Annotated in this window: 21 protein-coding genes and 1 pseudogene; 16 read left to right on the top strand and 6 right to left on the bottom strand. The window is 63.7% G+C overall.

The genetic code is table 11. The features are described from left to right. Window positions 1-2 precede the first annotated feature (2 nt). Both CDV44_RS01910 and CDV44_RS01905 read right to left on the bottom strand, forming a co-directional pair. A complete protein-coding gene (locus CDV44_RS01910; protein ID WP_058376100.1) occupies window positions 3-1,265 on the bottom strand; it encodes a YeaH/YhbH family protein in 1,263 nt (420 codons plus the stop codon). Between the two features lie 15 nt (window positions 1,266-1,280). Continuing rightward, entirely contained in the window at window positions 1,281-3,203 is a 1,923-nt protein-coding gene (locus tag CDV44_RS01905; RefSeq protein ID WP_058376101.1) for a PrkA family serine protein kinase, read from the bottom strand. A 1,138-nt stretch (window positions 3,204-4,341) separates the two neighbouring features. Between CDV44_RS01905 and CDV44_RS01900 the strand changes: the two genes are divergently transcribed. The 9 genes and pseudogenes from CDV44_RS01900 (at window position 4,342) to lnt (ending at window position 13,499) form a co-directional block, all read left to right on the top strand. Continuing rightward, on the top strand, window positions 4,342-5,106 hold the full coding sequence (locus CDV44_RS01900; RefSeq protein ID WP_170935824.1) for a metal ABC transporter ATP-binding protein: 765 nt from the start codon (window positions 4,342-4,344) through the stop codon (window positions 5,104-5,106). Further along, complete coding sequence (locus tag CDV44_RS01895) at window positions 5,096-5,974, top strand: metal ABC transporter permease (RefSeq protein ID WP_170935823.1); 879 nt, start codon at window positions 5,096-5,098, stop codon at window positions 5,972-5,974. Before CDV44_RS01900 ends, CDV44_RS01895 begins: the two co-directional genes overlap by 11 nt. Window positions 5,975-5,985: 11 nt before the next feature. After that, window positions 5,986-6,924 carry a metal ABC transporter solute-binding protein, Zn/Mn family gene (locus CDV44_RS01890; protein ID WP_087686433.1) on the top strand — a complete coding sequence of 313 codons (939 nt, stop codon included), beginning with the start codon at window positions 5,986-5,988 and terminating at the stop codon, window positions 6,922-6,924. A 299-nt stretch (window positions 6,925-7,223) separates the two neighbouring features. Further along, a complete protein-coding gene (gene miaB, locus CDV44_RS01885; RefSeq protein ID WP_087686432.1) occupies window positions 7,224-8,567 on the top strand; it encodes a tRNA (N6-isopentenyl adenosine(37)-C2)-methylthiotransferase MiaB in 1,344 nt (447 codons plus the stop codon). Between the two features lie 46 nt (window positions 8,568-8,613). Further along, window positions 8,614-9,684, top strand: coding sequence for a PhoH family protein (locus tag CDV44_RS01880; RefSeq protein ID WP_087686431.1), 1,071 nt, complete (start codon window positions 8,614-8,616; stop codon window positions 9,682-9,684). Continuing rightward, a pseudogene (gene ybeY / locus CDV44_RS01875) lies at window positions 9,681-10,145 on the top strand (rRNA maturation RNase YbeY); the annotation flags it as partial. The gene CDV44_RS01880 and the pseudogene ybeY, both read left to right, overlap by 4 nt. Window positions 10,146-10,277: 132 nt before the next feature. Continuing rightward, window positions 10,278-10,976 (top strand): gamma-glutamylcyclotransferase, encoded by a 699-nt coding sequence (locus CDV44_RS01870; protein ID WP_087686429.1) that lies wholly within the window; start codon window positions 10,278-10,280, stop codon window positions 10,974-10,976. Window positions 10,977-11,054: 78 nt separating this feature from the next. Next, a complete protein-coding gene (locus CDV44_RS01865; protein WP_087686428.1) occupies window positions 11,055-11,930 on the top strand; it encodes an HlyC/CorC family transporter in 876 nt (291 codons plus the stop codon). 21 nt (window positions 11,931-11,951) lie between these two features. Next, entirely contained in the window at window positions 11,952-13,499 is a 1,548-nt protein-coding gene (lnt, locus tag CDV44_RS01860; protein ID WP_249277371.1) for an apolipoprotein N-acyltransferase, read from the top strand. 99 nt (window positions 13,500-13,598) lie between these two features. Here the strand turns inward: lnt and CDV44_RS27945 are convergent, their stop codons facing one another. Next, window positions 13,599-13,754: a hypothetical protein gene (locus tag CDV44_RS27945; protein ID WP_157125864.1), complete on the bottom strand. Its 156-nt coding sequence runs from the start codon at window positions 13,752-13,754 to the stop codon at window positions 13,599-13,601. Between CDV44_RS27945 and glyQ the strand changes: the two genes are divergently transcribed. The 6 genes from glyQ (at window position 13,753) to gloA (ending at window position 19,737) form a co-directional block, all read left to right on the top strand. After that, complete coding sequence (glyQ, locus tag CDV44_RS01855; RefSeq protein ID WP_058379905.1) at window positions 13,753-14,691, top strand: glycine--tRNA ligase subunit alpha; 939 nt, start codon at window positions 13,753-13,755, stop codon at window positions 14,689-14,691. The two genes, CDV44_RS27945 and glyQ, sit on opposite strands and share 2 nt — an antisense overlap. Continuing rightward, window positions 14,688-16,799 carry a glycine--tRNA ligase subunit beta gene (gene glyS / locus CDV44_RS01850; protein ID WP_087686426.1) on the top strand — a complete coding sequence of 704 codons (2,112 nt, stop codon included), beginning with the start codon at window positions 14,688-14,690 and terminating at the stop codon, window positions 16,797-16,799. The genes glyQ and glyS overlap by 4 nt, the downstream gene beginning before the upstream one ends. 23 nt (window positions 16,800-16,822) lie before the next feature. After that, on the top strand, window positions 16,823-17,425 hold the full coding sequence (gene gmhB / locus CDV44_RS01845; RefSeq protein WP_140413328.1) for a D-glycero-beta-D-manno-heptose 1,7-bisphosphate 7-phosphatase: 603 nt from the start codon (window positions 16,823-16,825) through the stop codon (window positions 17,423-17,425). 81 nt (window positions 17,426-17,506) lie between these two features. Then, window positions 17,507-18,271 (top strand): 1-acyl-sn-glycerol-3-phosphate acyltransferase, encoded by a 765-nt coding sequence (locus tag CDV44_RS01840; RefSeq protein WP_087686424.1) that lies wholly within the window; start codon window positions 17,507-17,509, stop codon window positions 18,269-18,271. A gap of 86 nt (window positions 18,272-18,357) precedes the next feature. Further along, window positions 18,358-19,236 carry a SprT family zinc-dependent metalloprotease gene (locus CDV44_RS01835; protein WP_170935833.1) on the top strand — a complete coding sequence of 293 codons (879 nt, stop codon included), beginning with the start codon at window positions 18,358-18,360 and terminating at the stop codon, window positions 19,234-19,236. A gap of 99 nt (window positions 19,237-19,335) precedes the next feature. Then, a complete protein-coding gene (gene gloA, locus CDV44_RS01830; RefSeq protein WP_087686422.1) occupies window positions 19,336-19,737 on the top strand; it encodes a lactoylglutathione lyase in 402 nt (133 codons plus the stop codon). 58 nt (window positions 19,738-19,795) lie between these two features. Here the strand turns inward: gloA and CDV44_RS28645 are convergent, their stop codons facing one another. Then, on the bottom strand, window positions 19,796-20,251 hold the full coding sequence (locus CDV44_RS28645; RefSeq protein ID WP_087686421.1) for a rubredoxin: 456 nt from the start codon (window positions 20,249-20,251) through the stop codon (window positions 19,796-19,798). 284 nt (window positions 20,252-20,535) lie between these two features. On the opposite strand from CDV44_RS28645, the gene CDV44_RS01820 reads away from it, so the two are divergent. Continuing rightward, on the top strand, window positions 20,536-21,426 hold the full coding sequence (locus CDV44_RS01820; RefSeq protein WP_087686420.1) for a DMT family transporter: 891 nt from the start codon (window positions 20,536-20,538) through the stop codon (window positions 21,424-21,426). Here the strand turns inward: CDV44_RS01820 and rsmA are convergent. Further along, a complete protein-coding gene (gene rsmA, locus CDV44_RS01815; RefSeq protein ID WP_087686419.1) occupies window positions 21,401-22,234 on the bottom strand; it encodes a 16S rRNA (adenine(1518)-N(6)/adenine(1519)-N(6))-dimethyltransferase RsmA in 834 nt (277 codons plus the stop codon). The genes CDV44_RS01820 and rsmA overlap by 26 nt on opposite strands. A 10-nt stretch (window positions 22,235-22,244) precedes the next feature. Continuing rightward, window positions 22,245-23,348, bottom strand: coding sequence for a 4-hydroxythreonine-4-phosphate dehydrogenase PdxA (pdxA, locus tag CDV44_RS01810; protein WP_087686418.1), 1,104 nt, complete (start codon window positions 23,346-23,348; stop codon window positions 22,245-22,247). Window positions 23,349-23,359 lie beyond the last annotated feature (11 nt).

The following is a 23,359-nucleotide window of genomic DNA, read 5'->3' as shown; positions in this document are numbered from 1 at the left end:
AGTCAGGCCGCCTTTTTCTTGAACAAATCGTGCAGCACCGGGTAGATCTCCGCGGCCTCCATGATGCGTTGCATCGCGAAGTTCGAATGCTGCTGCTTGACCGACAAGTACTCGTTCCACAAATTCTGCGGTTCCGCGCTAGCCACTTCAACATACGCGAAGTACTGCACGGCGGGCATGATCGATTGCATCAGAATGTCGCGGCAAATGGGCGAGTCGCCATCCCAGTTGTCGCCGTCCGACACCTGCGCGCCGTAGATATTCCAGTCGCTCGGCGAGTAGCGGTCGGCGATGACTTCCATCATCAGCTTGAGCGCGCTCGACACCACGGTGCCGCCCGATTCCCGCGCGTAGAAGAAGTCGTCCTCGTTGACTTCCTTCGCCGTGGTGTGGTGCCGGATCAGCACCAGATCGATGCGCTCATAGTTATGCCGCAGGAACATGTAGAGCAGCATGAAGAAGCGCTTGGCCAGATCCTTGCGGCTCTGGTCCATCGAGCCCGACACGTCCATCAGACAGAACATGACGGCCTGCGCCTGCGGACGCGGTTGCATGACGCGGTTCGAATAGCGCAGATCGAGCTTCTCGATGTACGGAATCGCTTCGACGCGCGTGCGCAGGTGCGTGATCTCGTGCGCGAGGGCGACGGCGCGTGGCGAGGTATCGCCTTCGCGCGCCACGACATCGGCGTACTCGTTCTCGAGCTCTCGCAACTGCTTGCGATACGGCGCGGTGAGCGCGATGCGGCGGCCCAGCGAGCTGCGCATCGTGCGGATGACGTTCAGATTCGACGGCGTACCGTCGATGGAATAACCCGCCCGCACCTTGCGAAACTCCGGAATCTGCGCGAGCCGGCGTTTGGCGAGGTCAGGCAGGGCCATGTCCTCGAAGAAGAATTTCAGGAACTCCTCGCGCGAGAGGTTGAAGACGAAATCGTCTTCGCCCTCGCCCGAATCGCTGGCACGGCTGCCGCCACCACCGGCGCCCGACGGCGGACGCTCGAAGTTATCGCCCACCACGAACTCGCGGTTGCCGGGATGTACCATCTCCCGCCGCCCGCCGGGCCCGTGGTGGAACAAGGGCTCCGAGATGTCCTTGACCGGGATCGAGACCTGTCCGCTGCCATCGATATCGGTGATCTTGCGCCCAGACACCGCCTTCGCTACCGCGCGCCGAATCTGATCGCGGTAGCGCTTGATAAAGCGTTGCTGGTTGATGGCGCTTTTGTTCTTACCGTTTTGCCGTCTGTCGATGATCGCTGACATAGTGGCCCCGAGTGGTTACGAGGATTTGCGCACGCGCAGGTACCATTCCACGAGCAGGCGAACCTGCTTCGGGGTATAGCCTTTTTCCACCATCCGGTTGACGAAGTTGGCGTGCTTTTCCTGATCCTCTTTGGACGACTTCGCATTGAAGGAGATCACCGGCAGCAAGTCCTCGGTCGTGGAGAACATGCGCTTCTCGATGACGGCCCGCAGCTTCTCGTAACTCGTCCAGAGCGGATTCTTGCCCGCGTTGTTGGCGCGCGCACGCAGGACGAAGTTGACGATCTCGTTGCGGAAGTCCTTCGGGTTCGTGATGCCGGCCGGCTTCTCGACTTTCTCCAGTTCATCGTTGAGCGCCGTGCGATCGAGAATTTCGCCGGTATTCGGATCGCGATACTCCTGATCCTGAATCCAGAGATCTGCAAAATTCACATAGCGGTCGAAGATGTTCTGACCGTACTCGGAGTACGACTCCAGGTACGCGGTCTGAATTTCCTTGCCGATGAACTCGACGAACGGTGCGGTCAGATACTCCTTGATGTAGGAGAGATAGCGTTTCTCGACTTCGCCCGCATACTGCTCGCGCTCGATCTGCTGTTCGAGCACATACAGCATGTGCACCGGGTTGGCCGCGACTTCGGTGTTATCGAAGTTGAACACCTTCGAGAGCACCTTGAAGGCGAAACGCGTCGACATGCCGGTCATGCCTTCGTCCACCCCGGCGTAGTCGCGATACTCCTGATACGACTTGGCCTTCGGGTCGATGTCCTTGAGGTTCTCGCCGTCGTAGACGCGAACCTTGGAGAAGACGTTGGAATTCTCGGGCTCTTTCAGACGCGTGAGCACGGCGAACTGCGCGAGCATCTTGAGCACGTTCGGGGCGCGCGGCGCATTGGCGAGCGAGCTGTTCTTCACGAGCTTCTCGTAGATCTTCACCTCGTCGGTCACGCGCAGGCAGTACGGCACCTTCACGATATAGATCCGGTCGAGGAAAGCCTCGTTATTGCGGTTACCCTTGAAGCTCTGCCATTCCGCTTCGTTCGAGTGGGCGAGCACGATGCCGTCGAACGGAATCGCACCGAACCCTTCCGTGCCCTTGTAGTTGCCTTCCTGCGTTGCGGTCAGCAACGGGTGCAGCACCTTGATCGGGGCCTTGAACATTTCGACGAATTCGAGCAGGCCGCGATTGGCCAGACAGAGGCCGCCGGAATACGAGTAGGCATCCGGATCGTCCTGCGGGAATTCTTCGAGCTTTCGGATATCGACTTTGCCGACCAGCGACGAGATGTCCTGATTGTTCTCGTCACCCGGTTCGGTCTTGGCGATGGCGATCTGTTGCAGCACCGACGGACGCAGCTTCACCACGCGGAACTTGGTGATGTCGCCGTTGAATTCGTTCAGGCGCTTGGTCGCCCACGGCGAAGGAATCGTCGTGAGATACCGAATCGGGATACCGAAGTCCTCTTCAAGAATCTTGCCGTCTTCCTCGGGCGAGAACAGGCCCAGAGGCGACTCGTGCACCGGCGATCCCTTCAGGCAGTAGATGGGCACTTCTTCCATCAATACCTTCAGCTTCTCGGCCAGCGACGATTTGCCGCCGCCCGGAGGCCCGAGCAGATACAGGATCTGCTTGCGTTCTTCGAGCCCCTGCGCGGCGTGTTTGAAGAACGAGACGATTTGCTCGATGGTGTCTTCCATGCCGTAAAAGTCACGGAAGGCCGGATAGATCTTGATGATCTTGTTCGAGAAGAGCCGCGAGAGTCGCGGGTCATGGTGCGTATCGATGAGCTCGGGCTCACCAATGGCGCGCAGCATTCGTTCGGCCGCCGACGCATACGCGGTCGAGTCCTTCTTACAGATCTCCAGATACTCCTGGATGCTGTACTCCTCTTCCTTGCGTGCGTCGAAACGTGTCGTGTAGTGGCTGAAAATATCCATATGCCTCACCCCCGCTTCATCGGAAAACACCGCAACGCGATGCCCGCTCTGTTGCCTAAGACCCGGATGACTGCGCAATGGTTTCGACCTGGCTCACTGCATGCCGGAGCGACGTTCGCGAAACCTTTCGCACTGTCCCCTCCCTCACATGAACGACTCAAAATCGGTTTAGGTTGACTTTAAACTTGTCACTAGAAAAAGCAACCGTTAACTCATCATATGCACAAACAAAAAAACTGTCGCTAGATATTTTCCGCAGCGCTAAGCATCCTCGATAACCCGCAGCCCGTAAGGGTTTCCGAGAAATCTACGCATTGCGCATGCTCGTTGAAATACATCAAAATTCGAGCGAATTCTCACGCGCATCGACACGCATTGCGCACTCGGGTTTGCCTGCATTCGCAACACATCGTAATGTGTCGCTAATTATTAAGTAATCCTATTTATTCGATAGCGTTAAACAGGAAATGTCTGCACGGCGCGTGCGATGTTTTTTGGAAAAAAGAGTGGGCGGCCCGACGACGTCGACGAAAGCGAAGACGTGGGCGCGAGACGAGTAGCGATCCGGCAGAAGCCGCGCGACTGCGCAAGCCGCGAAGGTCACACGCACTGCATGCGCCACTGGCATGAAGTCGTGACCGGAAAGCCGACGACGATCAGATGATTGAACGGGCGAACCTCCTCAGGCAGGGCCGGCATGCCGCGTCGCGCGAAGGTCGCTGCGCCGCATCATGTCGCCGTCTCATCAATGCCTTGCATATTGCCGAACTCTGGAATGAAGCGAACACCATGCCAGTCGATTCAGCGTGAAGTCATGTTACGCCGGTTCGCAAAAACGTGCTGCGGCGATATGTAACCCGTTGTGTCACACCGACGTCCCGACACCCCGACCGGCTGACGCCCTCACCACCTTCGACACCGTCCAAGCCCGCGACGTGCCTGACGAATCATGTAATAATGCAACTTTGTTGCATTTATTACACAGTTGCAATCTGTGTGATGTCCGCCCTATCCGCGCCATGATTCGCTTTTCCGTTTGGCTCTATCGCCTCGCCGGCTGGCAGCGCACCGCACTGACCCTGCTGGTGCTCGTGCCGCTATGGGCGCTCGTCCTCTGGGCACTCCAGGGAGTCGCCTCGTGATCGGCTGCCGTAATCTCTCGGTCCGTTTCGGCCCCAATGTCGCGCTCGAAGGCGTGGACGCGACGTTCGCCCCGGGCGTGCTGTCGGCCGTCGTGGGCCCGAACGGCGGCGGCAAGACCACGCTGCTGCGCGTGCTCGCCGGCCTCCAGAAGGCGACCACGGGCAATGTCCTCTGCGACGAGCCTGTCGCCTATCTCTCGCAACGCCCCGAGACCGACCATCGCTTCCCCATGTGCGTGGAAGAATACGTGCTCACCGGCACGTGGCGCCGCACCGGCGACGCCCGCCGGCTCGGCCGCGACGAGTTCGCGCGGGCTCACGAGGCGCTGACTCGCGTCGGTCTGGCCGACAAACGTGCTCAGCCGCTGGAAGTCCTGTCGGGCGGTCAATGGCAGCGCGCCCGCTTCGCCCGCCTGATCGTCGAAGACGCACCGATCGTTTTGCTGGACGAACCCCTCGCCGGCATCGATGTGCCCTCTGCGGAACTGTTGCTGGCCTTGCTGGATCAATGGCGCAACGAGGGCCGCACGGTGGTGACGGTGCTGCACGATCTGCCGCTGGTGCTGGAGCGCTTTGCTTATGTCGCCGTGATGGCCGGCAAGCTGGTTGCTGCCGGTCGTCCGGTCGACTGTTTACATAGTGGCTTCCCGTCGGCAGGCGGCGTATTCGGCATGGGTGGCGTTGGTGGCAGCGCGCACGTCGGCTTATCCGATGCCGGCGGCTACACGACCTTTACCGCAGGAGGCCGCCATGGCGCTTGAGTCACTGGGCGCCGTGGGCAACCTGATCCATCTGCTGATCGGCCCGTTTGCGGAATTCGATTTCATGCGGCACGCCCTGGTCGGCAGCCTGGCGCTGTCGATCGGCTGTACGCCCGTGGGGGTGTTCCTGCTGCTGCGCCGCATGAGCCTGATGGGCGATTCGCTCTCGCACGCCGTGTTGCCGGGCGCCGCCGTGGGGTATCTGATCGGCGGACTGTCGCTGCCATGGATGGCGGGCGGCGGCATGGTCGCCGGTCTGCTCGTCGCGTTGCTGGCCGGTGTGTCGAGCCGCCGCACGCGTCTGGATGAGGGCGCGTCGTTCGCCGGCTTCTATTTGCTGGCGCTGGCGGGCGGCGTGGTGATCGTCTCGAAATGGGGCAACAGCGTCGACCTGATGCACCTGCTGTTCGGCTCGGTGCTCGCCGTGGACGACCCGTCGCTGATTCTCGTGGCCGCGATCGCGACCGTGACGCTGGTGTGGTTTGGCTGGCATTATCGCGGCCTCGTCCTCGACAGCGCCGATCCGGCGTTTCTCGGCCACGGGCACGGCAAAGCCGTGCTGCGCTACCACCTCGGCTTTACGGTGCTGACGGTGATGAATCTGGTCGCAGGGTTTCAGGCCATGGGCACGCTCATGGCCGTGGGTCTGATGATGCTGCCGGCGGCCACCGCCCGGCTGGTGGCGAGCACGCTGCCGGGCATGCTGCTCGTGGCGTGGCTGGTCGCCAGCGCGTCGAGCGTCATCGGACTGCTGATTTCGTACTATCTGGCCTGCCCGTCGGGGCCGGCCATCGTTTTGACGGCAGGGATCGCCTATCTTGGTGCGCTCCTTGTCACGCCGGGCCGCACACAGGCTCCGGCGATCTAAGAGAGGAAAACATGTTCGGATTGGGTAAATCGGGCGGTAAATCATGGCCGGGCGCGCGTTTCTTCGCCGCGCTGCTTTCGTCGGTCGCACTTACGCTGGCAGCCGCCGGCCCGGCACAGGCACAAGACACACGTCTGCCGGTCGGTGTGAGCTTCAGCATCCTGTCCGACATCGTCAAGGTGGTGGGTGGTGACCGCGTCGACGTCACAACATTGGTCGGTCCCGATCAGGACACGCACGTCTATGAGCCGACCCCGGCCGACGTCGCCAAACTCTCGGGCACGAAACTCTTCTTTGTGAACGGCCTCGGCTTCGAAGGCTGGCTGCCGCGCCTGATGAAGGCCAGCCACTACCCGGGCACGATCGTGACAGTCACTGACGGGCTCAAGCCCCGCACCATGCGCGATGACGGCAAAGTCGTCACCGACCCGCACATGTTCCAAGACCCGGTGCTGGTGAAGTCAATGGTCGACAAGGTCGCCGCCGCGCTCTCGCAGGCCGATCCGGCCGGGCGCGCCTACTACACCGATCGCGCGAAGAACTATCAGCTCGCCCTCGACGACCTGATCACGTGGGCCCGCAAGCAACTGGCTTCGGTGCCCGCCAACCGCCGCGTGGTGCTGACCTCGCATGACGCCTTCGGCTATCTGGGCGAGCGCTTCGAGATCAAGTTCCTGGCCCCGGAAGGCGTGTCGACGGAAAGCGAAGCCAGCGCACGCGATGTGGCCAACCTGATCCGCATCATCCGCCGCACGGGCATCAAGGCCGTGTTCATGGAGAACATCTCGAATCCGCGCCTGATTCAACGCATTGCGCATGACGCGAAGGTGCAGGTCGACGGCAAGCTCTACTCGGATGCGCTCTCGCAAAACCCGGAAGCTTCCACGTATCTTCAGTTGTTCCAGCACAACATCCGCGCCATCGCCGCCGCGATGAAGGACAACCGCTAAGCGCTGCGGGCCTCGCTGCCTCTGGCCGGCCTTCGCCGGCCGGGGCAGCCGTGACGGCCGTGAAAGTCGCGACGCCCCCAGCGTCCACCTGGCGCAATACCCCTGCCGTTCACGCGGTATAATGCGCGCACCACTCACCGGCCCCGCTACGGAGGTCCGGACAGGCCGGCCACGCCGGCTTTTGCGTTTTGGCCGCCGTTTTTTTCCCTGGTCGGCCATCTGTCAGAACCCCGGAAAACCTCCGAAATAACCAAATTACGGACGCCCCCAGGTTAACCACTGCGAACGGCGCACACTCAATGGCAAAGAAGATTTACATCAAGACGTTCGGCTGTCAGATGAACGAGTATGACTCCGACAAGATGGCGGACGTGCTCGGCGCCGCCGAAGGTCTCGAGAAGACTGACACCCCCGAAGACGCTGACGTCATCCTGTTCAACACCTGCTCGGTGCGTGAAAAGGCGCAGGAAAAGGTGTTCTCGGATCTGGGCCGCATGCGCGCCCTCAAGGAAATCAAGCCGGATCTCGTGATCGGCGTCGGCGGCTGCGTCGCCAGTCAGGAAGGCGCCGCCATCGTGCAGCGCGCCCCTTACGTCGACGTCGTGTTCGGCCCGCAAACCCTGCACCGCCTGCCGCAGATGCTCGAAGCGCGCCGCACCACCGGCCGCTCGCAAGTCGACATCTCATTCCCGGAAATCGAGAAGTTCGATCACCTGCCGCCCGCCAAGGTCGACGGTGCCACGGCCTTCGTCTCGATCATGGAAGGCTGCTCCAAATACTGTAGCTACTGCGTCGTGCCGTACACGCGCGGCGACGAAGTCTCGCGCCCGTTTGAAGACGTGCTCACGGAAATTGCCGGTCTGGCCGAGCAAGGCGTGCGCGAAATCACGCTGCTGGGTCAGAACGTGAACGCCTATCGCGGCCTGATGGCTGACGGCGAAATTGCCGACTTCGCCCTGCTGGTCGAGTACGTGGCCGAAGTGCCCGGCATCGAGCGCATTCGCTTCACGACGAGCCATCCGAAGGAATTCACGCAGCGCCTGATCGACATGTACGCGAAGGTGCCCAAGCTCGTGAGCCACCTGCACTTGCCGGTGCAGCACGGCGCCGACCGCGTGCTCTCGGCCATGAAGCGCGGCTACACGGCGCTCGAATACAAGTCGATCATTCGCCGTCTGCGTCAGGTGCGCCCGGACATGTCGATGTCGTCGGACTTCATCGTCGGCTTCCCCGGCGAGACCGAAGAAGATTTCGACAAGCTCATGGCGATGATCCACGAGATCGGCTACGACACGAGCTTCTCGTTCATCTACAGCCCGCGCCCGGGCACGCCCGCCGCCAACCTGCCGGACGAAACGCCGCGTGAAGTGAAGCTGCGCCGCCTGCAACATTTGCAGGCCGTGGTCGAAGAAAACGCCGCGCGCATCAGCCAGCGTATGGTCGGCTCGCGTCAGCGCATTCTGGTCGAAGGCGTCTCGCGCAAAGACCCGAACGAGCTGCAAGGCCGCACGGAGAACAACCGCGTGGTCAACTTCCCGGCTTCCGAGGCACAACGCAGCGCGCTCATCGGCCAGATGACAGACGTCGTGATCACCTTCGCCTACCCGCACTCGCTGCGCGGCGAATTGATCATCACGCACTGACTGCACCGATCGCACTGACCGCCCTGACCCATCACACCGGATCATCTTGAAAGCACTCGCCCAAGAATTTACCGCGCCGCGCGACGACAATCGCCGGCTGGCCAACCTCTGCGGCCCGCTCGACGAGAACCTGCGCCAGATTGAACAGGCTCTCGACGTGTCGATTTCCCGCCGGGGTCATCGCTTCACGATTCGCGGCAAGAGTGCCGTCATCGCGACGCAGGCGCTGGAAAGCTTCTACAACCGCGCCACCGAACCGTTGTCGGTCGACGACATTCAACTGGGTCTGGTGGAAACGCGTCAGGGCCACGAGCCGATCCTGCGCCACGGCGACGACAATCCGTTCGCCACGGGTGACGAGACGGAAACCGGCTCGCCGGTGTTGCACACCCGCCGCACCGACCTGCACGGCCGCACGCCGGCGCAGCGCGATTACCTCAAGCAGATTCTGTCGCACGATGTCACGTTCGGCATCGGACCGGCGGGCACCGGCAAGACGTATCTGGCCGTGGCCTGCGCCGTCGACGCGCTGGAGCGCGACGCGGTCAAGCGCATCGTGCTGACCCGCCCGGCGGTGGAAGCCGGCGAGCGGCTCGGCTTTCTGCCCGGCGATCTCGCGCAGAAGGTCGATCCGTACCTGCGCCCGCTCTACGACGCGCTCTACGATCTGCTCGGCTTCGACAAGACGCAGAAGTATTTCGAGAAGCAGATGATCGAGATTGCGCCGCTCGCCTATATGCGCGGCCGCACCCTCAATCACGCGTTCATCATTCTGGACGAGGCGCAGAACACCACGCCGGAACAGATGAAGATGTTCCTCACGCGGATCGGCTTCGGCAGCAAGGCAGTGGTGACGGGCGACACGACGCAGGTGGACTTGCCGCGTGGCCACAAGAGCGGCCTGAACGAAGCGCAGGTAATCCTGAAGAACGTGCGCGGCATCGCGATGACCCGCTTCACCAGCGTGGACGTGGTGCGTCACCCGCTGGTCGCGCGCATCGTCGATGCGTACGAGGCCCACGCCCAACACGCGGAAGCCGGGCTCGATCTGCCGGCATCGGCCGATCAGGAACCGCGTCAACCCCGTCAGGCGCGTGCGCCGCGAGGCAACGCATGAGCGGTGCCCGCCCACGCCACGCACTGACGCTGACGAGCCAGTTCGTGCTCGGGCGCGACTTCGCCGCCCATAAGGCAGTGCTCTCGCGCGCCAACCTGCGCCGCTGGGTGCAGGCCGCGCAACTGGCCGACGCCGAGCTGACGCTGCGCTTTGTCGACGCCGACGAAGGTCAGGAGCTGAACCGCAGCTATCGCGGCAAGGACTACGCGACCAACGTGCTGACGTTCGCGTACGCGCAGGACGAGAGCGACCCGGTCATGGGCGACATCGTGCTGTGCTGCCCGGTGGTGGAGCGCGAGGCAAACGAGCAGGGCCTGACGCTCGAAGCCCATTACGCGCATCTGATCGTGCACGGCGTACTGCACGCGCAAGGCTACGATCACGAGGAAGACGACGAGGCCGAGGAAATGGAAGCGCTGGAGACGGAGATTCTCGCCGGCCTCGGCTACGCCGATCCTTATGCGTCGGAGAAGACCGCCGCACCGCGCAAGACGGCCAAGGCCACCAAGGCCCCAAAAGCCACGCCGGCCGCTGCCAAGACCACCCCGCCGGCCAAATCGCGCCGCGCCTGAACCGCCGATCGCATAGACAGCATGGACCGCATCCCAGACCACCCGACCGCCCCCGAATCCCCTCAGGCCAGCGTGTCGAGCGGCCCCGGATGCACCCAGTACCCGCCCGACCTCGGCATCGCCCGCCATCTGAGCCCCGAAGAGCTGTCGCGCTCGCTCGACGCCGCCCTCGCCGGCTGGAACGGCAAGCAGGACCTCTGGATCTTCGCTTACGGCTCGCTGATCTGGAACCCGGGTGTGCCGATGGAAGAAAGCCTGCACGCCCGCGTGTTCGGCTATCACCGGGGCCTTTATCTGTGGTCGCGCGTCAATCGCGGCACGCCGGAGCATCCCGGCCTCGTGCTCGCGCTCGACCGGGGCGGCTCATGTGCCGGCGTGGCATTGCGCCTCTCGGCCGCCACGGCACGCGCACACCTCGAATCGCTCTGGCATCGTGAAATGGCGATGGGCTCGTACCGTCCGGCGTGGCTGCACTGCGCGCTCGCCGATGGCCGCACGACACCCGCGCTCGCTTTCGTGATGCGTCGCGACGTGAAAAGTTATGCCGGCCGTCTGCCCGACAACATCGTGCGCAAGGTCTTCGATCAGGCTCAGGGACGCTACGGCACTACCCACGATTACGTGGCCCGCACGGTCAAGGCACTGCGCGAAGCGGGCATGCCCGACCCCGCGCTCGAAGCCGTGCTGCACCGCTGCGGTGCACCGACCGGCCAGCGCTGACACGGCAATGGCGTGCATCTGGTGTATCCTTTAGCTTCCTGAAACAGCTCGGCGTCCGCCCAACTTGGACGCGCCGTCATGAACGACCCTTATCCCAGTCGACCCGGTCAAAAAAAGCCCGAAAAACCTCGCTCTCTGCTCGAACGCCTCACCGATCTGATTTCCCCGGAGCCGGAGTCGCGCGCAGAGTTGCTCGAAATTCTGCAAGACGCTCACGCCCGCAACCTGATGGACGCCGATTCTCTGGCGATGATCGAGGGCGTGTTCCAGGTGGCCGATCTGTGCGCACGCGACATCATGGTGCCCCGCGCCCAGATGGACGCCATCAACATCGAACAGACTCCCGAAGAATTCATGCCGTTCGCACTGGAACAGGCGCACTCGCGCTACCCGGTGTACGAAGGCAATCGCGACAACATCATCGGCATTCTGCTCGCGAAGGATCTGCTTCGTTTCTACGCGAATCACGACTTCGATGTGCGCGACATGCTGCGCCCGGCGGTATTCATCCCCGAATCGAAGCGTCTGAACGTGTTGCTGCATGACTTCCGCGTGAACCGCAACCACATCGCCATCGTCGTGGACGAATACGGCGGCGTGGCCGGTCTCATCACCATCGAAGACGTGCTCGAACAGATCGTCGGCGACATCGAAGACGAGTACGACTTCGACGAAGAAGAAGACAACATCATCGCCGCGCCCGACGGCAGTTATCGCATTCGCGCGCTCACCGAAATCGAGCAGTTCAACGACGCCTTCGGCACCCAGTTCGTCGATGCCGAAAACGACACGATCGGCGGTATGATCACGCACCAGTTCGGTCGTGTGCCGCGTCGTGGCGAACGTCTGCGCGTCGGCAATCTCGTGTTCGAAGTGCTGCGTGCCGACGGCCGCCAGATCCATATGCTGCTCTTGCGGCGCGTGGAACCGGCACCCGTCGTTCAGCCTGACTAACTTCAACGATCCATGCAGGAAATGACCGTCCACGCGCCCGAGCGGCGCTCGTGGCCGGCCTGGCGCGCGCGTGCGCTCGCCGGTCTGGCCGGTATTGCTCAGACGCTGGCTTTCGCACCCCGCGATGTCTGGTGGCTGCAACTGCTGGCCATGGCCGGCCTGTTCGCACTAGTCGAGCGCAGCCCGTCGCGGCGCGATGCGTTGTGGCTCGGCGGGTGCTTCGGCGTGGCGTCCTTCGTGTCCGGCATCTGGTGGCTCTACATCAGCATGCACACGTACGGTGGCATGCCCGGCGTGATGGCCGGTGCCGCCGTCGTGCTGTTCTCGCTCTATCTGGCGATCTACCCCGCGCTCGCGACCTTCGTCACGCGTTGGGTACCGGCTACGGGCCCGTGGCGCACCTTCGCGTTTGCCGGCGCCTGGACGCTCGCCGAATGGCTGCGCGGCACCGTCTTCACCGGTTTCCCGTGGCTCTCGCCCGGTTATGCCCACGTCGATGGCCCGCTGGCCGGCTTCGCGCCGCTGCTGGGCGTATACGGCATCGGTGGTCTCGCCGCACTGGCCGCCGCGTGGTTCGCCCGCGCGGTGTTGCCGCTGAACATGGCGACGCGCCCGGCACGCCGCGTGTTCGCCGTCGCGGGCGTGCTCGTGCTGCTCGGCATCGGCGCCGGCCTCACCCGTCACGCATGGACCACGCCGACAGGCCTGCCGCTCACGGTGCGGCTGCTGCAAGGCAATATCCCGCAGGACATGAAGTTCGAGCGCGCCGGCATCGATCACGCGATGGCGCTCTATCGCGACATGATCACGGCAGCGCCGGCCGACCTGATCATTACGCCGGAAACGGCCTTCCCGGTGCTGCTGCAAGGGATTCCTCCGGAAATCGCTGCGCCCATTCGCGAATTTGCGGATCGTACCGGCTCGCACGTCGTGCTCGGCGCCGTGGGCGCGACGCTGACGCCGCAAGGCCCGACGGATTTGACCAACAGCTTGTTCGGCGTCACGCCGCGCGACCAGACGTTGCATCGCTACGACAAACACCATCTCGTGCCATTCGGTGAGTTCGTGCCGTGGGGCTTCCGGTGGTTTGTCGACATGATGCATATCCCGCTGGGCGACTTCCTGCGCGGCTCGGCAACGCCGACCGGCTTCCCGGTGCGCGATCAGCGTGTGGCGCTCGACATCTGCTACGAAGACTTGTTCGGCGAAGAGATCGCTCAGGCGCTGCGCAACATGCCGGAACCCGCAACGGTGCTCGCCAACTCGACCAATCTGGCGTGGTTCGGCGACACCATCGCGCTGGACCAGCATCTGCAAATCGCCCGCATGCGCACGCTCGAAACCGGACGTCCGATGCTGCGCGCGACCAACACCGGCACGACGGCCATCATCGATGCGCAGGGTCACGTGCAGGGCCGCCTGCCGGCGATGACCGTCGGTGCACTCACCGGCAAGGTGCAGCCCTATACGGGCCTCACGCCTTATGTGCGTTTCGGCAATGTGCCGGCGCTGCTGCTGGCGCTGGCCGCCCTCGGACTCGGCCTGATCGCCGGACGCCGCACGCGCTGAGTCCGTCACACAAATGCGCCACGCTTGACGGGCGCTGCGGCACGGCCGGCGCCTCATTGGTCGGCCAACACCCCGCTCGGGCCGGATTCCCGCTAAAATTCAAGGTTTTGGGGCCTGTTCACCCTGGTTTTTGGCGGGCAATCCTTGCCCGATATCAGGATGAACAGGCCCCAGTTCGTCGGCCGCGCTCGCGGCCGGGCCGATGAACTGCGCAAAATCCGCATATTTCTCTTTTCGTCCGCGCGAATTCATCATGCTTACCTTTCAACAAGTCATCCTGACGTTGCAGGATTACTGGGACAAGCAAGGCTGTGCGTTGCTCCAGCCTTACGACATGGAGGTCGGCGCCGGTACCTCGCACACCGCCACGTTCCTGCGCGCCATCGGCCCGGAGCCGTGGCGCGCTGCCTACGTGCAGCCGTCGCGCCGTCCGAAGGATGGCCGTTACGGTGAGAACCCGAACCGCATGCAGCACTACTACCAGTATCAGGTGGTGCTCAAGCCGGCACCGGAGAACATTCTCGACCTGTATCTGGGTTCGCTGCGCGCGCTCGGTCTCGATCTGACCGAAAACGACGTGCGCTTCGTCGAAGACGACTGGGAAAACCCCACGCTCGGCGCCTGGGGTCTGGGCTGGGAAGTGTGGCTCAACGGCATGGAAGTCACCCAGTTCACCTACTTCCAGCAAGTGGGCGGTCTGGACTGCAAGCCCGTGCTCGGCGAAATCACGTACGGCATCGAGCGTCTGGCGATGTATCTGCAACAGGTCGAGAACGTGTACGACCTGGTGTGGACGGAATGGGAAGAGCAGACGGCTGACGGCCCGGTGACGCGCCGCCTGACGTATGGCGACGTGTTCCATCAGAACGAAGTCGAGCAGTCGACGTACAACTTCGAGCACTCGAACCAGCCGATGCTGTTCAGCTTCTTCGATAACTACGAGAGCGAAGCCAAGCGCCTCATCGAAGCCGAACTGGCCCTGCCGGCCTACGAAATGATTCTGAAGGCGGCACACACCTTCAACCTGCTCGACGCCCGTGGCGCCATCTCGGTGACTGAGCGTGCGGCGTACATCGGCCGTATCCGGGCGCTGTCGCGTCTGATCGCACAGGCCTACTACGCTTCGCGCGAGAAGCTCGGTTTCCCGATGCTGAACGCCCCCGCCGCCCAAACCCGAACGCAAGCCGCATGATGAGCACCGCACAACGTACCCTGCTGGTCGAACTGCTGACCGAAGAACTGCCGCCGAAGGCACTGGCACGTCTGGGCGACGCCTTTGCCGATGGCATCGCCAACGGCCTGCGCTCGCGCGGTCTCACGACTGACGCCAGCGTCGTCACGCCGTACGCCACGCCGCGCCGTCTGGCCGTCGCGATCACCCACGTGCTCGAGCGCGCCCCGGATGCCACCATCCGCGCGAAGGTGCTGCCGGTGTCCGTCGCGCTCGACGCGAACGGCAACCCGACCCCGCCGCTCGTGAAGAAACTCGCCGCGATGGGCTTCGCCGACCTGCCGGTCGCAAGCCTCGAGCGCGCCATGGACGGCAAGGCCGAAGCCTTCTTCCATACCTACACGGCCGCCGGTGCCCAACTGGCCGATGCGCTGCAAGCCTCGCTCGACGAAACGCTCGGCAAGCTGCCCATCCCGAAGGTCATGAGCTACCAGCGCCCCGATGGCGAAACGGTGCAGTTCGTGCGTCCGGTGCATGGCCTGATTGCGCTGCACGGCGACACGCTCGTGCCGGCGACGGCGATCGGTCTGGCCTCGGGCAACAAGACGCTGGGTCACCGCTTCCTGTCGAACGGCGAAGTCGTGATCCATCAGGCGGACGAATACGCCGCCACGCTGCTCGACGAAGGCAAGGTCTACGCGAGCTACACGGCGCGCCGCGATGCGATTCGCGAGCAACTGCTGGCCGCTGCCGGCAACGACCACGTGGTCATGCCCGACGCACTGCTCGACGAAGTTACCGCTTTGGTGGAATGGCCGGCCGTCTACGCCTGCCATTTCGAAAGTGAATTCCTCGCCGTGCCGCAGGAGTGCCTGATTCTCACGATGCAGACGAATCAGAAGTACTTCGCGCTCACCGACAAGCCGCTCGCCGAGGGCGGGCGTCTGACGAACCGCTTCCTGATCGTCTCGAACATCGCCACCGACAAGCCGGAACAGATCGTGACCGGCAACGAGCGCGTGGTGCGCCCGCGTCTGGCCGACGCGAAGTTCTTCTTCGAGCAGGACAAGAAGAAGCCGCTGGCCGATCGCGTGCCGTTGCTCGCCAACGTCGTGTATCACAACAAGCTGGGTTCGCAGTTCGAACGCACGAAGCGCCTCTCGGCACTCGCGGGTGCGATTGCGCAGATGACCGGCAGCGACGTGGCACTGGCCGAGCGCGGTGCACTGCTGGCCAAGGCCGACTTGCTGACCGACATGGTCGGCGAGTTCCCGGAGCTGCAAGGCACGATGGGCACGTACTACGCACGCCATGATGGCGAGCCGGACGATGTCGCCCTCGCCTGCTCGGAACACTACCAGCCGCGCTTTGCCGGCGATGCGTTGCCCGTGAGCCCGACCGGCACGGCCGTGGCACTGGCCGACAAGCTCGAAACGCTCGTCGGCATCTGGGGCATCGGCCTGCAACCGACCGGCGAGAAAGACCCGTTTGCGCTGCGTCGCCATGCCCTCGGCATCGCGCGCATGCTCATCGAGAAGCGTCTGCCCGTGATGTTGCCCGACCTGCTGCGCGTGGCTTACGAAGGCTTCACCACGGGCGTGGCCGATGGCGCCTATCTGCACGACGTCTACCTGTTCGTGCTCGATCGCGTGCGCGGTTACCTGCGCGAGCGTGGTTTCGGTGCGAACGAAATCGAAGCCGTGCTGGCCAATCAGCCCCCGTATCTGGGTGACTTGATCGAGCGACTGGAAGCCGTGCGTACGTTCTCGGCACTGCCGCAAGCCGAAGCGCTGGCCGCCGCCAACAAGCGTATCGGCAACATTCTGAAGAAGACGTCGCCGCCGCCGGACGGCATGATTCAGCCGTCGCTGCTGATGGAACCGGCCGAGAAGGCGCTGGCCGCTGCGCTCGACAAGGTGACGCCGCTGGTGGAGACGAGCTTCGAGGCGCGTCAGTACGAGCAGGCGCTGACGGCGCTGGCGCAATTGCGCGACGCGGTCGACGCCTTCTTCAACGACGTGATGGTGATGGCCGACGACGAGGCGCTGCGCAACAACCGCCTCGCGTTGCTCACGCGCCTGCACGTGCAGATGAACCGTGTGGCCGATCTCTCGAAGCTCGCCGCCTAATTTGCCGATATCCGATGCCGAACATGGACTCGCGTAAAGACCGCACCCCCGGGCCCGCCGCTCGCAAGCTGGTGATTCTCGACCGCGACGGCGTGATCAACGTCGACTCGGACCAGTTCATCAAGTCGACCGACGAGTGGGTGCCGCTGCCCGGCAGCCTCGAAGCGATTGGCCGGTTGAATCAGGCCGGCTATCGCGTGGTCGTAGCCACCAACCAGTCGGGGGTCGGACGCGGTCTGTTCGACATGGCAACGCTGGGCGCCATGCACGCCAAGATGTCGAAGCTGGCCGCTGCTGCGGGGGGCCGTATCGACGCGGTGTTTTTCTGTCCGCACACGTCGGCCGAGGGTTGTGATTGCCGCAAACCGAAGCCCGGCCTGTTTCAGGAAATCGCCCGGCGCTACGAAGTCGACCTGACCGGCGTGCCGGCCGTGGGCGATTCATTGCGCGACTTGCAGGCGGCTGCCGCCGTGGGTGCCCACCCGCATCTGGTACTCACCGGCAAGGGCAAGAAAACACTGGCCGCCGGCAACTTGCCGGAAGGCACCCGCGTGCACGACAGCCTTCAGGCATTCGTGCGCGACATGCTCGCCGAAGAGGACGCCAGGGACGCCAAGGGTGGCTGATGCGGTGTGAAACCGCTCATGCCCGCTCAAGCGCCTGAAACACCCGACGCTCCCCGGCCCACTCATTCAAGCCCAGATCTGATGCAGCGACTTCGTTCGATTCTTTTCTTCCTCTTCCTGATCGTCTTTACGATTCCGTATGCGATCGCGTGCATCGTGACGTTTCCGATCCTCAACCGCGTCCGGCGTTATTGGTTCGCGGTGGGCTGGTGCCGCACGACGATGATCGTGGCCGACAAACTGTGTGGCATCCGCTACCGCGTGATCGGTCGCGAGAACCTGCCCGACACGCCTGCCATCGTGCTCTCGAAGCACCAGTCGGCTTGGGAAACGCTCGCGTTGCCGGCACTGATGCCGCGCCCGCTGTGCTTCGTGTTCAAGCGCGAATTGCTCTACGTGCCGTTTTTCGGCTGGGCGCTCGGCCTGCTGAGCATGATTCACATCAACCGCAGCAAGGGCACCGACGCGTTTCAATCGGTGGTGGCGCAGGGGCGTGAGCGTCTGGCCGAAGGCTCGTGGATCATCATGTTCCCGGAAGGCACGCGTACGAGGACCGGCTCGCGCAACAAGTACAAGTCGGGCGGTGCGCGTCTGGCGGCGACGACCGGGGCACCGGTCGTGCCCATCGCGCACAATGCCGGGCGCATGTGGCCGCGCAATTCGTTCATGAAATTCCCCGGCGAAGTGATCGTCTCGATCGGCCCGGTGATTCAGACGGAAGGACGCACGCCGGAAGCCGTGAATGCCGATGTGGCTGAATGGATCGAACGTGAGATGATTCGTATCGATCCGGCAGCCTACACGTCGGCCCCAAAGGCCACGCCGGAAGCCACCCCTGGGACCTGAGCGCACTACGAGACAGTCTCATGTCGAAAGCCCGAACCGCGAACCGTAACGCCAGTAATACCCGCGATCGCCGCTCCCGGCATGAGATGCTCGTTCCCCAGATGGAACTCGACCTGTTCGGCAGCCCGGCCGCCGAAGCCAATGGCGTGGCGACCGATGCACCGGCCCCCGCCACAGCCACACCAGCGCCCCCCGCTCCTCTCGCTACGCCCGAGCCGCCCAAGCCACGCCGTGCACCGGCCGCCGGCGAGCGCGTGATCATGCTCGACGGGCACGCGCTCTACTACCGCTTCAAGCGCTCGTCGCGCCGCACGATCGGCTTCATCATCGACGAATCGGGGCTCGCAGTGACCGCCCCGCGTTGGGTCACGATCGCCGATGTCGAAGCTGCCGTCGTCGAGAAAAAACGCTGGATCTTCAACAAGATCGCCGAGTTTCGCGAACGCTCGGCCCGCCGCGTGATTCCGCGCGTGAACTGGGTCGACGGCGCGACGCTGCCGTATCTCGGCCACACGCTGACCGTGCGTCTTGGCGGCCGCCCCGGCGCGCAGCAATACGACATCCACACGCACACACTCTGGCTAGACCTGCCGCCGCAAGCCGCGCCTGAACAGATGCGCGACCGGGTGCAAGGCTGGTTGCAGCAGGAAGCGCGCAAGCTCTTCACGACCCGGCTCGATGTGTATGGCGAGCGTCTGGGCGTCAGCTACTCGGCACTCGGATTGTCGTCGGCGACCACCCGCTGGGGCAGTTGCAGCGCCGATGGCCGCATTCGCCTCAACTGGCGTCTGATCCACTTCCCGCTGGGGGTGATCGACTACGTGGTGGCGCACGAACTCGCGCATTTGAAGGAAATGAACCACGGGCCGCGCTTCTGGCAGGCAGTGGCGTCGATCTTTCCGGAGTTCGAATCCGCACGCGACACACTCAAGTCGCATGCCCCGGAATGGCTGCCGGAGTTTTAAGCGTCATGCTGAAATCGCTCAACGCTGCATGAACGCGGCTCATTTTTGCTGGCGCGGGTACAATTGACGCTTCGTTTGTCCCCACACAGTCAAAACACCATGCGAATGCTCCACACCATGCTGCGCGTCGGCGACTTGCAGCGCTCGATCGACTTCTACACGCGCGTGCTCGGCATGCAACTGCTGCGCCAGAGCGAAAACCCCGAGTACAAGTACACGCTGGCTTTCGTGGGCTATGGCCCCGAGTCGGAAAACACCGTGCTTGAGCTGACCTACAACTGGGGCGTGGAAAAGTACGAGATGGGCACGGCGTTTGGCCATCTGGCCATCGAAGTCGACGATGCCTACAAGGCTTGCGACACGATCCGTGCCGCTGGCGGCAAAGTCTCGCGCGAAGCCGGTCCGGTCAAGGGCGGCACCACGGTCATCGCTTTCGTGGAAGATCCGGACGGCTACAAGATCGAACTGATCCAGAAGCATTCGGCCAAGGGCGGCCTGTAAGAGGCAACGGCGGCGCCTGCCCGTTGTTGATCGGGCAGCGCCGCCAGTCGTACGTTCTTCAGAACTGCACCATCGCAAAGTCTTCCTTGCCCACGTCGCACAGCGGGCAACGCCAATCTTCCGGCACCGCTTCCCACCGCGTTCCCGGCGCAATGCCGTCTTCGGGATAGCCGGTCGCTTCGTCGTAAATCCATCCGCAGATCACACAGACCCACTGCCGGAATTCCGGTGCCGTGGCAGCACTCGCTTCGCCGTCGTTGGCGCTGTCGGACTCGCTGCCGGTGGTGGCGCCTTGGCCCTTGTTCCCCGGCACAGCGGGATCGAGCAGCGTGAACAACAACGGCTGATCGGTGCCGACGGCGTCATTCCCGGTGCCCGCCAGATGCGTTTGCAGGGCCGCGAGCAGCGCCTGCGCTTCGTCGCGCGTGAGATCGATCCAGAACGGATCGCCCGCCCCATCGTTGAGTCGCGACGGGGAGAACTGGAGTTCGACGGCAGAGCCTTTCTTGTACATGGAGATGACTGCGGGGGAATACTGCGGTGATGTGAGGAAGATGACGGGCAATCGCACCCGAGCGTCGTATTCTAGCGGCGCGACTGTCCCCGATAAACCCTCGTGACAGGGAGACATTGTGCCGCAAGGCGAAACAATGATTACCCCTACGGCGCGCACCAAATTGATGCGTCCATGAAGCGGATCGTGGAGAATGAGCGGCGAACCGGACCGGCAGAACGACCTGCGGCAACACTGTGCCGCGTCGCACGCTTGTCCACCCCTCCCACTCCCGAACCGATGTCATGAACACAGCCCCTCGCCCGATCGATGCCACCGCCCTCGCTATCATGGTCGGCCTGTGTGCGATATGGGGCGGCCAGCAGGTGGCGGTGAAGCTCGCAGTGACCGCCGTGCCGGCCGTGCTGCAAGCGGGCCTGCGCTCGGTGATCGCCACGCTGCTCGTGGGCGGGTGGATGCTCTGGCGGCGTCAGCGGCTGGTCACCGGCGACGGCACGCTGCCGGCCGGTATTCTGGCCGGCGTGCTGTTCTCGCTGGAATTTCTCTGCATCTTCGTCGGACTGACGCACACCACGGCATCACGCATGGCCGTGTTTCTGTATTCCGCGCCCTGCTTCACCGCCATCGGCCTGCATTGGACAGTACCCAGCGAACGGCTGCGCGCCGGGCAATGGCTCGGCATGGCGCTGGCGTTCTGCGGCATCGTGGTGGCGTTCTCGGATGGGGGCAGCACGAGCCTTGCGACGACATGGCCGGGTGACCTGCTCGGCATTCTGGCGGGGGTCTTCTGGGGCATGACGACGGTCGTCGTGCGCGCTTCGCGGCTGGCAACGGCCGCTCCCGCCAAGACGCTGCTCTATCAGTTGGCCGTCTCCGCCGTGCTGTTGTGTGTGCTGGCGCTGGCCACCGGCAACGTCCACATCGGCGAAATGACGCGCACGACGTGGGTGAGCCTCGTCTATCAATCCATCGGCGTGGCGTTTGCGAGCTATCTGATCTGGTTCTGGATGCTCACCCGCTACAGCGCCGCCCGCCTCGCGTCGTTCTCGTTCCTGAGCCCGCTGTTCGGGGTGACGTTCGGCGTGCTGATTCTTGGAGAATCGGTGGGCTGGCGCTTTGCGGGCGCCGTCGCCCTGGTGTTCGCCGGGATCAGCCTTGTGAACCGGCGCCGCTGATCGTGCGCGCCAGCGACAGGTATTCGTCGACGGAAACATCTTCCGCACGACGCGTCAGGTCGAACCCGAGCGCATCGAAGTCGACGCGGTCGCGATAGCTGTGCAGCGTGTTGCGCAGCATCTTGCGACGCTGTGAGAACGCCTGCGCGACCACCGCTTCGAACACCGTCAGATCCACGTCGGGCAAGTCGGCCTGCGCCCGCGGAATCATGCGCACGATGGCCGAATCGACCTTCGGCGGCGGATTGAACGCCTCCGGCGGCACATCCAGCACCTTGTCCATCCAGTAGCGGTATTGCAGCATCACCGACAGCCGGCTGTAGTTGCTCGACCCGGCCGGCGCCACCATGCGCTCCACGACTTCGTTCTGCAACATGAAGTGCTGGTCGCGCACCTGTGTCGCAAAACGCATCAGGTGAAAGAGCAACGGGCTCGAGATGTTGTACGGCAGGTTACCGACGATGCGCAGCGGCGATTCGTCGCGGCGGTCTTCCGGCACCAGCGAGCCGAAGTCGAAGTCGAGCGCGTCGCCCGCATGCACGGTCACGCGATCGCCGAACTTGCGCGTCAGGCGTGCGACGAGATCGCGGTCGAGTTCGACGACATGCAGATGCGCGAGCCACTCGGCGAGCGGCGTCGTCAAGGCACCGAGCCCCGGGCCGATTTCGACCATCAGATCATCGGTGCGCGGCGAGATGGCGCTCACGATGTCGTCGATCACGCCCATATCGACGAGAAAATTCTGACCAAAACGTTTGCGCGCCACGTGGCCCTGTTGGACGCCCGTGCGCTTCGATGCGCTACTCATGTGAAATTCCTTAGGAACGCGGTGGGGTGTCGTCATCGCCCGTCGCGGCCGCCGCATCGCTTGCGGTGCCTGACGCAGCAACGGTGCCAGCGCGCAGTTGTGCATGGGTGGCCGCGTTGGCGGCCATGGTCGCGGCGGTGCGCAGGGCTTCGAGCAGGCTGCCGCTCTCGGCGCGCCCGGTGCCCGCAAGATCCAGCGCGGTGCCGTGATCGACCGATGTGCGAATGATCGGCAGGCCCAGCGTGATGTTCACGCCCGCGCCGAAGCTCGCGTATTTGAGCACCGGCAGGCCCTGATCGTGATACATGGCGAGCACGGCATCGGCCCCGTCGAGGTGACGCGGCTGAAACAGCGTGTCGGCCGGGTACGGCCCGCGAGCGTCGATGCCTGCCGCGTGCGCATCGTCGAGCGCGGGCGAAATGACATCGATCTCTTCACGGCCGAGATAGCCCGACTCACCCGCATGCGGATTGAGTCCGGTCACGAGAATGCGCGGACGCGTCACGCCGAAATGGCGCATCAGGTCCTGATTCAGAATGACGAGGGTTTCCAGCAGGTCGTCCCGGCGGATCGCGCCGGGCACCTGCGCCAGCGGCAAATGCGTGGTGGCAAGCGCCACCCGCAGACCACCGCCTGCGAGCATCATCACCACGCGCGGCGTGTGCGTGCGCTCGGCGAGATATTCGGTGTGACCGGTGAAAGCCACGCCGCTGTCGTTGATCGTGCTCTTTTGCAGCGGCGCAGTGACGATCGCGTCGAATGTGCCGGCCACCGCGCCGTCGATGGCGGCGTCGAGCAGTGCGAGCACATAGGGACCGTTGGCGGCGTCCAGTTGCCCGGCCACGGCTGGCACGGCGAGCGAATGATGTTCCACGCGCACACGACCCTGCAACAGCAAGGCTTGCCACGCGTCACCGAGGCCAACGGCCTGCGCGCGCGCTGCCAGCAGTGCGGCATCGCCGAGCACGGCAAACTGACAATGTTCGAGGGGATCGGTTGCCGATAGGGCTGACGGTGTGAGGCACTGAACAAGTGCCTGCACGGTCAGCTCCGGCCCCACACCTGCCGGTTCACCGGTGGTGATGGCAAGGACGAAGGGCCGGGCGGATGTCATACGAGGAAGTG

It is taken from the genome of Pandoraea sp. PE-S2R-1, assembly GCF_002179865.1.
In the GTDB taxonomy this organism is placed as follows: domain Bacteria; phylum Pseudomonadota; class Gammaproteobacteria; order Burkholderiales; family Burkholderiaceae; genus Pandoraea.
Note: the sequence above shows the minus strand (reverse complement) of the source record. Positions and strands in the feature narration are given on the sequence as shown.

Bases quoted from the DNA above. Each gene is read 5' to 3' on its own strand.
- CDV44_RS28645 (WP_087686421.1), bottom strand. From the start codon at position 20,251: ATGTACAAGAAAGGCTCTGCCGTCGAACTCCAGTTCTCCCCGTCGCGA.
- CDV44_RS01820 (WP_087686420.1), top strand. From the start codon at position 20,536: ATGAACACAGCCCCTCGCCCGATCGATGCCACCGCCCTCGCTATCATG.
- miaB (WP_087686432.1), top strand. From the start codon at position 7,224: ATGGCAAAGAAGATTTACATCAAGACGTTCGGCTGTCAGATGAACGAG.
- rsmA (WP_087686419.1), bottom strand. From the start codon at position 22,234: ATGAGTAGCGCATCGAAGCGCACGGGCGTCCAACAGGGCCACGTGGCG.
- CDV44_RS01890 (WP_087686433.1), top strand. From the start codon at position 5,986: ATGTTCGGATTGGGTAAATCGGGCGGTAAATCATGGCCGGGCGCGCGT.
- CDV44_RS01865 (WP_087686428.1), top strand. From the start codon at position 11,055: ATGAACGACCCTTATCCCAGTCGACCCGGTCAAAAAAAGCCCGAAAAA.
- glyQ (WP_058379905.1), top strand. From the start codon at position 13,753: ATGCTTACCTTTCAACAAGTCATCCTGACGTTGCAGGATTACTGGGAC.
- CDV44_RS01870 (WP_087686429.1), top strand. From the start codon at position 10,278: ATGGACCGCATCCCAGACCACCCGACCGCCCCCGAATCCCCTCAGGCC.
- CDV44_RS01840 (WP_087686424.1), top strand. From the start codon at position 17,507: ATGCAGCGACTTCGTTCGATTCTTTTCTTCCTCTTCCTGATCGTCTTT.
- glyS (WP_087686426.1), top strand. From the start codon at position 14,688: ATGATGAGCACCGCACAACGTACCCTGCTGGTCGAACTGCTGACCGAA.
- CDV44_RS01910 (WP_058376100.1), bottom strand. From the start codon at position 1,265: ATGTCAGCGATCATCGACAGACGGCAAAACGGTAAGAACAAAAGCGCC.
- pdxA (WP_087686418.1), bottom strand. From the start codon at position 23,348: ATGACATCCGCCCGGCCCTTCGTCCTTGCCATCACCACCGGTGAACCG.
- lnt (WP_249277371.1), top strand. From the start codon at position 11,952: ATGACCGTCCACGCGCCCGAGCGGCGCTCGTGGCCGGCCTGGCGCGCG.
- CDV44_RS01835 (WP_170935833.1), top strand. From the start codon at position 18,358: ATGCTCGTTCCCCAGATGGAACTCGACCTGTTCGGCAGCCCGGCCGCC.
- CDV44_RS01905 (WP_058376101.1), bottom strand. From the start codon at position 3,203: ATGGATATTTTCAGCCACTACACGACACGTTTCGACGCACGCAAGGAA.
- CDV44_RS27945 (WP_157125864.1), bottom strand. From the start codon at position 13,754: ATGATGAATTCGCGCGGACGAAAAGAGAAATATGCGGATTTTGCGCAG.
- CDV44_RS01895 (WP_170935823.1), top strand. From the start codon at position 5,096: ATGGCGCTTGAGTCACTGGGCGCCGTGGGCAACCTGATCCATCTGCTG.
- gmhB (WP_140413328.1), top strand. From the start codon at position 16,823: ATGGACTCGCGTAAAGACCGCACCCCCGGGCCCGCCGCTCGCAAGCTG.
- gloA (WP_087686422.1), top strand. From the start codon at position 19,336: ATGCGAATGCTCCACACCATGCTGCGCGTCGGCGACTTGCAGCGCTCG.